At 52.5% G+C, this 12,768-nt stretch carries 10 protein-coding genes; 3 read left to right on the top strand and 7 right to left on the bottom strand.

Features of this window, described 5'->3' with window-relative positions; genetic code table 11:
- Nucleotides 1-33: 33 nt before the first annotated feature.
- The 3 genes from D3P07_RS12540 to D3P07_RS12530 form a co-directional block, all read right to left on the bottom strand.
- Complete coding sequence (locus tag D3P07_RS12540; protein ID WP_119800551.1) at nt 34-1,692, bottom strand: extracellular solute-binding protein; 1,659 nt, start codon at nt 1,690-1,692, stop codon at nt 34-36.
- Nucleotides 1,693-1,769: 77 nt separating this feature from the next.
- Nucleotides 1,770-2,672, bottom strand: a complete 903-nt coding sequence (locus D3P07_RS12535; protein WP_119800550.1) for a carbohydrate ABC transporter permease — start codon at nt 2,670-2,672, stop codon at nt 1,770-1,772.
- Nucleotides 2,673-2,708: 36 nt separating this feature from the next.
- Nucleotides 2,709-3,674 (bottom strand): ABC transporter permease, encoded by a 966-nt coding sequence (locus tag D3P07_RS12530; RefSeq protein WP_119800549.1) that lies wholly within the window; start codon nt 3,672-3,674, stop codon nt 2,709-2,711.
- Nucleotides 3,675-3,924: 250 nt separating this feature from the next.
- On the opposite strand from D3P07_RS12530, the gene D3P07_RS12525 reads away from it, so the two are divergent.
- Entirely contained in the window at nt 3,925-4,107 is a 183-nt protein-coding gene (locus D3P07_RS12525; RefSeq protein WP_119800548.1) for a hypothetical protein, read from the top strand.
- 3 nt (nt 4,108-4,110) lie between these two features.
- Here D3P07_RS12525 and D3P07_RS12520 read toward each other — a convergent pair whose 3' ends face one another.
- The 3 genes from D3P07_RS12520 to D3P07_RS12510 form a co-directional block, all read right to left on the bottom strand.
- Nucleotides 4,111-4,929, bottom strand: a complete 819-nt coding sequence (locus D3P07_RS12520; RefSeq protein ID WP_119800547.1) for a carbohydrate ABC transporter permease — start codon at nt 4,927-4,929, stop codon at nt 4,111-4,113.
- Between the two features lie 17 nt (nt 4,930-4,946).
- Nucleotides 4,947-5,831 carry a carbohydrate ABC transporter permease gene (locus tag D3P07_RS12515; protein ID WP_119800546.1) on the bottom strand — a complete coding sequence of 295 codons (885 nt, stop codon included), beginning with the start codon at nt 5,829-5,831 and terminating at the stop codon, nt 4,947-4,949.
- A 102-nt stretch (nt 5,832-5,933) separates the two neighbouring features.
- Nucleotides 5,934-7,286 carry an extracellular solute-binding protein gene (locus D3P07_RS12510; RefSeq protein WP_182914292.1) on the bottom strand — a complete coding sequence of 451 codons (1,353 nt, stop codon included), beginning with the start codon at nt 7,284-7,286 and terminating at the stop codon, nt 5,934-5,936.
- A gap of 258 nt (nt 7,287-7,544) precedes the next feature.
- Here D3P07_RS12510 and D3P07_RS12505 point away from each other — a divergent pair, with 258 nt between their 5' ends.
- Nucleotides 7,545-9,362, top strand: coding sequence for a sensor histidine kinase (locus D3P07_RS12505; protein ID WP_119800544.1), 1,818 nt, complete (start codon nt 7,545-7,547; stop codon nt 9,360-9,362).
- Nucleotides 9,352-10,989, top strand: a complete 1,638-nt coding sequence (locus D3P07_RS12500; protein WP_119800543.1) for a helix-turn-helix domain-containing protein — start codon at nt 9,352-9,354, stop codon at nt 10,987-10,989. The genes D3P07_RS12505 and D3P07_RS12500 overlap by 11 nt, the downstream gene beginning before the upstream one ends.
- 75 nt (nt 10,990-11,064) lie before the next feature.
- Here D3P07_RS12500 and D3P07_RS12495 read toward each other — a convergent pair whose 3' ends face one another.
- Nucleotides 11,065-12,753: a glycoside hydrolase family 5 protein gene (locus D3P07_RS12495; RefSeq protein ID WP_119800542.1), complete on the bottom strand. Its 1,689-nt coding sequence runs from the start codon at nt 12,751-12,753 to the stop codon at nt 11,065-11,067.
- Nucleotides 12,754-12,768 lie beyond the last annotated feature (15 nt).

The following is a 12,768-nucleotide window of genomic DNA, read 5'->3' as shown; positions in this document are numbered from 1 at the left end:
GCCGTATATCCTCTTGCTATGGGTCGATCCATCTTATTTGCCGCTCATCTTGGCAAGATTCTCTTGCCATACTTTCGTTCTGAAGTCGAGCACTTGATCGTAGCCGAGGCTGTTCGTTTCCTTTTTCGCGGACTCAATCAGGCTCAGCACCTCGCTGTCGTTTTTGGCGAACAGCATCTTGCCGAAGTATTCCTTCGCAATATCATTCACTTGCTGAAGGATAATGCCTTCGTCTGTGTCAGGAGCCGGATCGATATTGTTGAATTGCGTATTGTTATGCGATGTTTTCCATGCGACGTTAAGCTGGGCAACCGCGCCCCAGTTGCGCTGCTCTTCCGGCAGGTTCGCTTCGATCTTGGACTTGGTCGTATCGACGTATGTCGCATTGCCAGCCCATACGTAAGCTTCCAGCTTCTCCTTGTCCTTCTCTTCCTGCGGCGTGGAGAACCACTTATCGTTCGGAACCGGTGCGCCTTCCCCGTCCACTTCATCCCAGTACGATCCCGGAGGGCCGAAGAACATAATACGCTGTCCTTCTTCGCCCGTCATCCAATCCAGATAAGCGAAGATCGCCTCCGGATTTTCGGCGTTTGTCGTGATCACGTTGACGTTCCAGCCGAGCGCATTATAGCCGTTCGGATAGATTTTGTTTTTGTCTACGCCCGGCTTCGCCAGCGGCCAAATAAATTCGTAGCCTGCTGTCGGATCGGAGCTTCTCAGTGCGTTATGGCCTTCGCGTCCCAGATTTGTCGCGTTGCCGCCGACAAATACGGCTACTCTGCCTGTTGCCAGCTTTTCCTTCACCTGGTCTTCCTTCTGCGTAAGTGCGTCTTGTGTAATGAGTCCCTCGCGAAACAGCTGGCTTGCGAACGTCATTGTTTCCTTGTATGCGTCGTTATCGTAGATCGTCACCAGCTTGTCGCCTTGTGTGAAGGCCTTCATATAACTAAATTGGCTAGGATGGTCATTCGCAAAACCTGCGAACATCACTTCAACGCCCTGACCTTCGCGGCCAACCTCCAGCGGAATGAGGTCAGGATGCGTCTCCTGTACTTTTTTCAGATAAGCATGCAGGTCGTCGAATGTCTCCAGCTTCGGTCTGCCAAGCTCTTCGTATATCTTCTTGTTGACGAACCAGCCGTCATTGCCTGTCGGCGCAGCTGTGAACCAGTTCGGAAACTGATAGATTTTGCCGTCCGGCGATCTCAGCATGTTCAGCGTCTCTTCGCCGGCCCATTTCTTCAAATTCGGGTACTTGTCGATAAAGTCGTCAAGCGGCACTAGTGCGCCTGCCTGGCGAAGCCGCTCCACATCGGGACCGCGGTCCATCATCATGGCGTCAGGCAATTCCTTGGATGCGATCATCGTGCTCAGCTTCTGTGCCGCAGCGCCGCCGGACTGGATCGGCTCGACCGTAATGTGGAGATTGTCCTGTACCCACTTGCTGTTCGGGCTGGCGCCCCATGGCTCAGTTGTCCACCAGTCGTAATTGACATAATACGTGAACTTGAACGGTGTCTCGCCGAATTGGAATCCGTCGCTCGCCAGATCCGTTTGATTCCCTTTATCCCCGCCCGTGTTCGCTCCCGGCGTCGCAGCAGGCGCCTTGTTGCCCGAGCAGCCGGATAGGGCTAACGCACCTGCCAGCGCCAGCGTGAATACGCCGGACAGCAGTTTCTTTGACTTCTTCATCCAGATAAGCCTCCCCTAATGATTTTCAATCTATATTCATCTCCGCCGTTCGGCAAAGTAGAATACCATTTTACTGCCTACTCTTTCAGCGAACCGATCAGCACACCCTTGACGAAGAAGCGCTGGACGAAAGGATACACCAGGATGATCGGCAGCGTCGCGACCATCATCGTCGCCATCGTAAGCGACTTGGTCGTGACGCTCTGCATGCGGCTCATTGCATCCGCCGCTGCGGCATTGCCTTTGGTTGCCATCGACAGCTGCTCCGTCATAATATTGGAGTTCAAGATCTGCTGAAGCATCGTCTGGATCGGGAACAGCTCCGTCTTGTTGATAAAGATCGTAGCCGTAAACCAATCGTTCCAATGATAGACCGCCGTGAACAGCGACAGCGTTGCGATAACAGGTCCAGAGAGCGGCAATACGATTCGGAAGTAGACGCCGAAGGTGCTGCAGCCGTCTATGCGGGCCGATTCTTCCAGCCCGTTCGGCAAGCCCATGAAGAAGGTTCTGAAGATGATCATGTTGTACACGCTGATGACCGTCGGAATGACCATGACCCAGAAGGTGTTCATCAGCCCCAGCTCGCGGTTGACGAGATAGAAGGGAATGAGTCCGCCGCTGAAGTACATCGTGATGACAGCGAACACCATGTAGAATTTTTTGAACACGATGCCCTTGATCGACATGCCGTAAGCGAACAGCGAAGTGAACAGGATAGACAGGAGGGTGCCTGCCAGCGTCCTTAAGACCGATACGTAGAATGCCTGCACGATTCGCGTGTCCTGAAAGACGATCGCGTAGTTGTCCAGTGTAAACTGTCTCGGCCAGAACGTAATGCCGCCCTTGGCCGTATCCAGCCCCAGATTGAAGGAGATAACTGCCGAGTTCCAGAATGGATACAGCGTCAGGAAACCTAGAATGACCAGTAAGATATAGATCCCGACATGCAGCGTTTTGTCTCCTGCGCTAAGCTTCATGCTGTCTCACCGCTTTCCCTATATGTGTCGCCTGCTTTACCATAAGCTTGTACCCGCCCTTCTAGCCAGAAAGTTGGCTAAGGTCAGAAGCCCTACGCTAATGACGGCCTTGAACAATCCGACCGCTGCCGCATAAGAGAAGCGGTTGTTGATAATGCCGACACGGTATGCGTAGGTGTCGATGACATCCGCGACATCCCGGAGCATTGCACTGTTGCCCAGCAAGAGCAGATCATCGAATCCTGCATTCAGCAGGCTGCCGATATTCAGTATCAAGAAGATGATAATAACCGGCATAATAGATGGAAGTGTGATCAGAAAGATTTGCTTCAGCTTGCTTGCGCCGTCAATCGAAGCCGCCTCGTACATGCTTTGGTCAACACCGGCGATCGCCGCCAGATAGACGATCGTTGCAAAGCCGACTTCCTTCCACACATTCGTCGTGACAATAATGGCCCAGAAGTATTCCGGCAAGGAGAGGAAGTTGAGCGGCTTGTCGATTAATCCAAGCTTGCCAAGCAGCATATTCAGACTGCCGTTGTCGACCGACAGCAACGAAATCACGAAGCCGGAGACAATGACCCATGACAGGAAGTGGGGCAAATAGCTGATCGTCTGGATAATCCGCTTAAACACCATGTTCCTGACCTCATTAAGCATAAGCGCGAGGAGAATAGGAGCAGGGAATCCAATGCATAGCTTGAGCAAGCTTATAACGATCGTATTGCGCATAACCCTGAAGAAATCCGGCGAGTTGAAGAAAGCTTCGAAGTGCTTCATTCCCGCCCACTTACTGCCGAAAAATCCTCCGAACAAATTGTAATCCTGGAACGCCATAAGCACGCCGTACATCGGGAAATAGTTGAAAATCAGAATGAAAATTAACGCCGGGAATATCATCACATGCACTTGCCATTGCATGATGAAGCGCTTCCACAAAGGCTTCTCCTTATGGGAGACAGCAGCCCTTGCCGCAGCTGTTGCTATCGTTTCTCTTCGCATCTTGCACGTCCCCCCGCCAGCTAAGTTACATTCATTGTAAAAGGAGGGCAGAGGCGAAACTACTCCCGGTTTCAACGAAAAGTATCGTAATTCAACGCTCTTATGCCTCAACAAAATCGGATAAAAAAATGGCATTAAATTGTCAACTAACAATTTAATGCCACATCATTATGCTGTCGACATGGACAGCAATTTCATTTCCAATTACGATAAGTAATAACCATTTTTTATAAAGAAAGAAGGACTCTTCATGGAAGCCATTATTTTTGTGTCCGCTTTGTTCGGAACTCCGCTTATCGCATTCCTTTTCTCCTATCTGTTTCTGGATATGCTGTTCAAGGACAAATACGATGGACAAAAATTTCTAGCCGCTATCCTGTTTGCCATTCTGGCATGGATCTTTGCAGGCACGCTTCTCTTGCTCGCAATGTAGCCATCAGCCCTTGACAGCACCGGCCGTTATGCCGCGCGACATCTGCTCTGTGAACATCAGATAGATAATGACGGTAGGCAAAGCAATCATCGTCATAACGGCGAACTGCGCGCCATAGTTGGACGAATATTGCCCTGCAAACTTCATAATCGAGAACGGCAGCGTCTTGAATGTCTCCGAGGTCAGGAACGTGTTCGCCATAATAAACTCATTCCACCAGCTGATGAAATTCATGATGCAAGCGGTCGCTAAGGCAGGCTTCGTCATCGGCATAATAATGCGGAAGATAACGCCATAGACGGAGCAGCCGTCCATCACCGCAGATTCCTCGATGCTCTTCGGAATTGTCTCCAGGAATCCCGAAATAATCAGCATGCTGATCGGCAAGGAGAACGCGATATAAGGCAAAATCAGCGACAGAGGATTGTCGAGCAGATCAATCCAGTTAAACAGGATAAAGTTCGGCAGCAGCGTCGCATGAATCGGCACGATCATGCCCAGCATGATGAATGCCATCGTGACACCCCGCAGCTTCCACTCCATGCGCGTGAATGCATAGCTGAGCATCAGAGACAGGACGGCAGCCGCAAGAATAGCCGCGGTTGTAATAAACGCGCTGTTCCACAGGAACTTCGGTACGCTTCCGTACGTGAACGCATGGATATAGTTGGACCATTCGAACTGCTCCGGCCACTTCAGAATACTGCTGCCAAAGAAATCGCCGCTCTTCAGAAACGAATAGTTAATAAGCCAGATGAGCGGGAAGAGCTGGAGCAGCGCGACAATCCATAGCAGCGTGTGCAGCGTTATTTTTCTTACCATGGTTTCGGTCTCCTCCCTTAAAATTCGCCTACGTCTTTTTTGAATGCGCGGTTCATAACGACAGTAATGATCAGACAGACGATGACGAAGATGACCGAAATCGCATTGCCATAGCCGTACAGGGAAGACGTAAATGCCGTTTTATAGAGATAGTTGCCGACGAATTGCGTCGTATTGATCGGTCCGCCGTTCGTCATGAGGAAGATCGTCTCCATCTGCTTGAGGCAAGCTGTCACCGCAATAACGACTGCTACGCGGACCATTGGCCTCAGAAGCGGAATGACCACCTTTGTATACAGCTTGAATCGGCCTGCGCCGTCGAGCTCCGCGGCTTCATAGAGATCCTTTGGAATGCCTTGAAGTCCGGCATAATAGAGCAGAAGCGCATAGCCGAAGCCCTGCCACATAATGACGAAGATCACGCACCAGATCGCAATGTTCGGATCGCCTAGCCAGTCCTGCTTCAAATTCTCCAGCCCGATAGCCGTCAGAAATTTGTTCAGCACGCCATAGTTGGGATGGAAGACGCTAACCCACATCTTCGAGGTAACGACGATCGAAATAACTGCAGGGATAAAGAAAATCGTACGGAACAGCTTCTCGAATCTGCCTGCATTCGTGACGAATATCGAGAATAACAGGGCAATGGGATGTTGCAGCAGCAGCGTCGCCGCCAGCAGCAGCAGCGCGTTCATGAGCGACCGCCAGAATACGGGGTCATCGAACAGAATCTTCATATAATTATCAAGGCCTACGAATTGGTAAGAGCCAATCCCCCGCCAATCCGTCATGCCGTAATAGGCGCTCATTATAATAGGAAAGCACACCATGAATACAAACAGGAATAGTCCCGGCGCGACCAGCGCGAAGATTGTCCTACGATTACTTAACAGCTTATGCATGTTCTCTCCGCCTCCCGGCTTCGCTTTTCTTTACTTGACCTTGCCTTTGAAAAACGGGAGCAGCGAAAGGAATTTCACTGCTCCCGGTTGCTTCTCTTTACGTTATGGCAATAGGGCAACCGCGGCATCAAGCTCTTTCAAGAAGTCTTCAGGAGAAATCGACTTGCCGAACAGCTTCTGGTGAGCTTCCATCACCTTTGTTTTGTATTCATCCGTACCTAGATCGTGGAATGGCGTATTGGATGCGGAAGTCGTGGAGCCGAATACGTCTACCAGTCCTTTTTGAAGTGCAGATTCTTCACCAGTCAGGAATTCATCGAACTTCTGTGCAGGCGTGCCGGAGCCAGTCTGCCACAGCTGCTTCGCCCAGTTCTCAGGCTTGAAGAAGTATTGCATGAACTTAACTGCTTCCTCCGGATGCTTCGTGCTCTGCGAGATGGAGTAGCCGCCCCCGAACCATGCTGCCAGATCGCTCGCTTTGCCTTTGTCGGATGACGGGTAGGAGATTGCGCCTACGTTGTCGCGGAATTCAGCTGGGAAATTCTCGTCTGTCGCAAGGCCTGCCTCCCAATTGCCCATGACAAACATAGCCGCTTGGCCTTGGCCGAACAGGTTGCGGGAAGTTCCGTAGTCAGCTGTCAGGAAGCCGTCTGCGAATGCTTTTGCGTCAGCCAGATCAAGAATGGATTGAGCCGCGGCCAGGAAGTCCGCATCGCCGGAGAACGTGCCTTCGCCGTTCAGAACCGCGTCGATTTTGTTAAAGTCGCCGCTAGTGCGCTGTTGAGCGTATTCGAACCAGATCGGGAGAGACCAGCCTTCCATTGCGTTTGTCGTGATCGGATTAATGCCTTTCGCGCGGAATTGCTTGGATGCTTCAACGAGATCCGCTACTGTTGTCGGTACGGCAATGCCGTTGTCGTCGAACATTTTTTTGTTGTAGTAGAGAACCAGGAAGTCTGTATTGCGCGGCAGGCCATACAGCTTGCCATCTTGTGAGAAGCCGTCTGTCGAGCCGGCGATGAAGCCGCTGGATTCGAAGTCAGCAGGGTTCAGCTCAAGCAGCATCCCGCTATCGATGAGCGGCTTGATGAAGGAAGGCTGTCCCCACGATTGAATGATGTCGGGAAGCGACTCTGTGGATGCATATACTTTCGCCTTTGCTTTGTAAGGCTCGTCCTGGAGCGCTTCTACTTCGATCTTCACATTCGGATTTTCAACCATGTAAGAATCAATGATGGCTTGCTCAATCTTGCCCATGCCGTTGGATCGGTCAGCCAGAGCCGAGAAGAACTTCAATGTTATTTGCTCCGGCGTCCCGTTATCTGCGGACGGAGTCGTCTCAGGCGCATTCGAAGGCGAGTTCGCCTGGTTGTTCCCGTTATTCGTTTTGTTGCCGCATGCCGCCATCGTGAAGACGAGAATGATAGCCGCACAAATTGTAAGCCACTTCTTCATGGATACCCCACCTTTTCTATTGTTGAACAAGCTGTTGTCCTGTTCTGCACTCATTATAGCCCGAAAGAATTCGACAAAAATATGCTTCATATTTTAGAAGAAGTGCTTCATTTTTTTGATGATAGGCGAAAACATACCTCTGGTTATCCAATTCTTGCTATACTGATTGTATGAATTGTCCAATCCATAGCGCTCACTACACCAAGCCGCTGCCTATGGCTTTCTATTCCTAAATATGATGACAGCAGGTGATCCGGATTGAGCAAGCTCGCTCCTTTCTTTCGCCATATGCCCTTGCAACGGAAGCTGTTGGCGCTAGTCGTTCCGCTTCTGATCGTAACGGTCGGCGTAACGGGGTTTTATTCGTATTCCATTGCATCCCGCGAAGTCGTAGACAAAATTCGTCAAGCCCAGCTGAACATGGCTGTGAAAACCAAGGACCAACTGGACCATTTCGCTCAAAGTTCCGTCAGCTTCACGAATTATCTCTTCCTGAACGCATCCGTACAGGAGATGGTATTGAACGGAGACACGCCTTACCGTCGCGATCTGGTGTTCAAGAGCCTGCTTCCGCTCATGGTTACAGGCGAGACGATCCAGTCGCTCATCCTGTATGCGGTGAAGAACGACAGCTCGGCCAGCAGTCCGTTCGTGATTACGCAGACCGGAATTGCAAGCGCTATCAGTTATGACCGCTTCAAAGAAACGCCGTATTATGAGAGGCTTCGTTCCTCTCCGGGCAACCAGCTTTGGGATATGCTTCGCCCTGAGGATAACGTGCTGCCGGGCGATTATCACCATAAGCTTGTCTATATCAAGCAGTACAAAAACTACCGCTATCAACCTAGCGGACTGCTTGTCGTCGGTATGGACGCCGACAAGCTCAGCCGCAGCCTGTTCCATGAGGCGAAGGATGCGACCCAATTCATCATGAACGACGAAGGCACCGTGCTCGCCGCCACCAATGTAGCGTGGATTGGCTTGCCTGTCAACGAGCTTCCGATCTATGCGCTGGGAGTTACGGCCGAATCGGCCACGCCTGCAGAGATGCTGGATAGGCTGAAGCGGCGGGAGGATCTGATCGTCTCGGATGCCGTCTCCAGCATTACCGGATGGCATTCCGTTGTCATCCAAGACCGAAGCAAGCTGGTAGCAGAGCTGAAGAATATTGGCTCCGCCACCATCTCCATCACGATTGCCGTCTCCCTCATCGCCATCTTAATGTCGTGGATTATCGCCAACATCATTACGAGTCCGATGAAAAAGCTGATGCATTCCATGAAAGCGCTACAAATCGGCGACTTCTCGCAGCGCGTGGACATTGAAGGCAATGACGAATTCGGACGGCTCGGTTACTTGTACAATTCCATGGTCGGGCGGATCAAGGCGCTCATTGACGATGTCTATGCCTCCAGCCTGAAGCAGCGGGAAGCGGAGCTGAAGGCGCTGCAATCCCAGATTAACCCGCATTTCTTGTACAACACCTTGAATATGATCAATTGGAGCGCCCTGCAGAAGGGCGATAAGGAAATATCCGAGATGGTCGTCTCGCTCTCCCAGGTATTCCGTCTCAGCCTGAACAGCGGCAACGAGTTTGTCGAGCTGGAGCAGGAGGTTGAACTTGTGCGCCATTACCTGTATCTCCAGAAAAAACGTTACCCGACAAGACTTTATTTTGAAATTGAGATGGAACAATCGCTTAGGCACTTCCGCATGCCGAAGCTTCTGCTCCAGCCGCTGGTGGAGAATGCGATTATCTATTCCATCGAACAGGCGGAGGGCACGGGCAATATCTTTATCCGAGCAAGCCGGGAAGAGGGATGGGTCGTGCTGGAAGTGACGGACAACGGTCCAGGCATGCCAAGCGAGCTGGTTCAGCGCCTGAACGCTTCCGGCGCTCCTCTAACCGCCAAGCTGTCAAGCGACGGATCACGTTCCGGCATGGCAATCGCCAATATCCGGGAGAGGCTGGCCTTGTTCTACAAGGAAGCCGTCTTCGAAATCGAGAGCAGGGAAGGCATCGGTACCCGCATCCAAGTTCGAATCAAAGAGGGGGATTCTGGCTATGACACTTAAAATGATCGTTGCCGAAGACGAGCAATTTTTCCGCGAGGGCATTGTCGGCTCTATTGATTGGAGATTATACGATATCGAAATTGTCGGCGAAGCTGAGAATGGACGGCAGGCGCTAGACTTGATGCATGAGGCAGACGCCGATCTGCTGCTGACAGATATTCGCATGCCGTTCATGAACGGCCTCGATCTGATACGCGCAGCCAAGGATGCGGGCATGTCCTTCCACTCCATTCTGTTGACCGGCTACAATGAATTCGATTATGCAAAGGAAGCGATATCCCTTGGCGTGTCCGATTATTTGCTTAAGCCCTGCATGCCGCATGACATTCTGCGCGTCGTTCTGGACGTGAAGAAAAAAATCGAAACAGCCGAACATAGAGGCCGCAAATTCTCAGAGCTGAGCCGCACGTGGAACCGCAGCATCCAACTGCTGAAGAATGGCATCTTGTCCCAATGGATTCAGCAGCCACTTATGCCGCTGGAGGAGCGCAACGTGTCCATGCGAGAGCTCAATCTGTCGCTTCAGCCCGAGCCTATTATTGTCGGGCGCATTGAGATCGACACGGGCGAAAAAGGAACCGGCATCCGGAGCAACCGGGACCTGGAGCTGATGCGCTATGCTATTCTGAACATTACAGACGAGACACTTCGTCCCCACTTCGACGGCAAGCTTGAAGTATTCCGACATGGCGAAGAGCTGCTCTGGATGGCCAACGGCTCCGGCAATGATACGGATGCCTCCCATATGGAGGGGCTGCGGCTGCTGAAGCAAAATCTGGAGAGCTATCTCAGCTTGACGGTCAGCCTTTCTCTCAGCTCCGTTCAGCCCTCCGTCAACGATGCCATGGCGGCTTACGAGGAAGCAAGCAAGGCGATGGAAGCGAGATTCTATCAAGGCAAGGGAGGCATCTTCCTCTTCAATGATCTGAAGAGCGAGCGCTCCGGCGAGATATCCATTATGGATGATCCTTTCCTTGAGCGAATCGAGAGAGAGCTGCTCTCCCATCTCCAGATCAGCCAGTACGGAGGCGCTGTAGACACCATCGAGGCGGCAATCGCTTATCTGAAAGAGAGGACAACCTATTCCCGTCCCGAAATCATATGGCGCGTCAGCGGCATTGTGATGGGGCTGCAGCGGATCGCAAAGGAACGCATTGCCGGAACGATCGAGTGGCATAATCATCCCATCAACTGGATGGAGAGTGTGCCGAATATGGAGACGCTGGACGATTGCTCCGTCATTCTGCAGAAGATTGTGCAGAGCATCGCGCAAGCCTCGTCGAACCAAAAACAGCTTCACCGCACCGTCCAGGCCACTCTGGAGCTGATTAAGGCCAAATACGATACCAACCTGACCCTGGAGCTGGCTGCAAAAGAAACGTTCGTCAGCAATTCTTACTTAAGCTCCTTGTTCAAGCAGGAGCTCGGCGTCAACTTCCTCGATTACCTGCATCAATACCGGGTGGAACGCGCCAAGGAGCTGCTGCGGGAGCACTACAAAATCTATGCAGTCGCCAAGCTGGTCGGCTACGGGGAAGAGCGGCATTTCAGCTCCACCTTCAAAAAGTGGACCGGCATGACGCCAAGTCAGTATCAGAAGGGGAATATGCAAGAGGGCAGCCAATAGGCTGCCCTCTTATACCGTATGGTGCTCTTCACAAGCCAGACTTTTCATCCTGGCTGCAACACTTCTTACCTGCCCTTATTGGCCCTTCTTCTCCAGCAGCAGCCACTTCACCTGAATCGGCCCGCCGGAGCATCGCAGCGAAAGATGATGCACGCCGGGGCTGATAGCGCCCAAAGCAACTTTGTCCGAAGCGTGCCAGTCATCCTCCGCTACCCTCAAATGGCTTGCGGGCTGCCCGTCTAATGTCAGCGCCAGCTCCCCGTATTCACTCACTGCGCGCAGCTTCAGCTGCAGAGTCAGCTCAGCGCCCGGATCATTGCGATCGCCGATGAAGGCATAGCTGAACCAATCGCCTTCTGCAAGCTCCAGGCATAACCAGTGATCCGGCTCCCATTCCTCGCCGCCTCCATGCGCGAAGGTAGCGACTGTCCGCCCGCTGTCGACGAACCGGATTTTCGTGCGGTCCCCAGCCCGGAAATCGGTAGAGAATGCATCGTCTAGCGCCCTCGCCGAACCGGAAGCCAATTCATAGCTCACGCCCTCGCCCTTGTAGCCGTAGAAGACAGCCGGGATTCGTACCGGAGCGCGGCGCAGCAGCGCCCGGACCACCTCCGGGAGATAATCGCAATTGGCGAGCTTCATCCGATCCAGGTAATCCCAAAGAATTCGCTCCGCGGTCTCCGCATTAGGCTTCTCGCCGCCCTGCAAGTAGTCGACCAGCCGCTCCCAGCCCTCCGGCCTACGGATGGAGCAAGGCGAATTCGTCGTGTCCAGCTTCTTCCACGTCCAGAAGTTCCAAGATATCCGGTGATCCTCGAACAACTGGAACGCGCCGGTGTACCAGTCCTTATTGTTCTCGCCGCCCTCGCCCATGAAGATCGGCACATTCCACTTATCGCGAAGCTCCAGGTACTGGGCAATGCTCTCTGTGTCGGGATTGTTCCAATACTTATGGAATTGCAGAAGCACATTGTCGTCAATCGGGTTATCCCCGAACGCATCCTCGAAGATGGACCAATCCGTCGACCAATGCACGCCTTCCAATATGATCATATGCCGCTGGTCCACCTCGCGGATCGCTTGCACGATATCACGGTAGAGCGGCATTACTTTATCATTGTAAGAAGAGAACCATTCCGGAAGCGGCTCATTGAGCAGGTCGTAGCCGGCAATAATCCAGTCGTCCCGATACCTGCTCGCCAGCATACGCCACATATCTACCGTTTGCCGCCAGTGACGCTCCTCTATGAACAGGTCGGGACGGTCAAATTCCGAATCGTCGATATTAGCCCCTGTCTGCCCGCCGGGAGCGCCATGCAGATCCAGGATGACATACAGCCCGTACATTCTGCACCAGTCGATCATACGATCCAGCAGGACCAGCCGATCCTCGCGGTAAGACGCCAGGCCATTCGTGGTCTCCGCCGAAGCGTCAGCTAGCAGGAAGCGGCTATTGACCGGAAGCCGAACGGAGTTAAAGCCCTCGTCTGCAATTCTCGCAATATCCTCCTCGGCGATATATTGATAATAATAGGAGGACCAGAACTGCTCCGCTTTCTCCTTGCCTACCAATCCCTCTATCATGCCTTCAATCCGGCGGGGGCGGTCCCCCTCCTTGGGGAACTTCCACATATAGCCTTCCGGCAGCAGCCAGCTGCCGAATCCAACGCCGCGAAGAACAATTTCTTTGCCTGCTCCGTTGCGCAGCACCTGTCCATCCGCCCGCACAAAGCCCGTCACTTCCCGAGTTCGATTAAATGTCAATGTACTTCCCTCCTG

This window comes from Paenibacillus sp. 1011MAR3C5 (assembly GCF_003591485.1).
Classification (GTDB): Bacteria; Bacillota; Bacilli; order Paenibacillales; family Paenibacillaceae; genus Pristimantibacillus.
The sequence above is the reverse complement of the archived record's forward strand: the minus strand, read 5'-3'. Positions and strand labels throughout refer to the sequence as shown.

Bases quoted from the DNA above. Each gene is read 5' to 3' on its own strand.
- D3P07_RS12530 (WP_119800549.1), bottom strand. From the start codon at position 3,674: ATGCGAAGAGAAACGATAGCAACAGCTGCGGCAAGGGCTGCTGTCTCC.
- D3P07_RS12525 (WP_119800548.1), top strand. From the start codon at position 3,925: ATGGAAGCCATTATTTTTGTGTCCGCTTTGTTCGGAACTCCGCTTATC.
- D3P07_RS12535 (WP_119800550.1), bottom strand. From the start codon at position 2,672: ATGAAGCTTAGCGCAGGAGACAAAACGCTGCATGTCGGGATCTATATC.
- D3P07_RS12520 (WP_119800547.1), bottom strand. From the start codon at position 4,929: ATGGTAAGAAAAATAACGCTGCACACGCTGCTATGGATTGTCGCGCTG.
- D3P07_RS12500 (WP_119800543.1), top strand. From the start codon at position 9,352: ATGACACTTAAAATGATCGTTGCCGAAGACGAGCAATTTTTCCGCGAG.
- D3P07_RS12515 (WP_119800546.1), bottom strand. From the start codon at position 5,831: ATGCATAAGCTGTTAAGTAATCGTAGGACAATCTTCGCGCTGGTCGCG.
- D3P07_RS12540 (WP_119800551.1), bottom strand. From the start codon at position 1,692: ATGAAGAAGTCAAAGAAACTGCTGTCCGGCGTATTCACGCTGGCGCTG.
- D3P07_RS12510 (WP_182914292.1), bottom strand. From the start codon at position 7,286: ATGAAGAAGTGGCTTACAATTTGTGCGGCTATCATTCTCGTCTTCACG.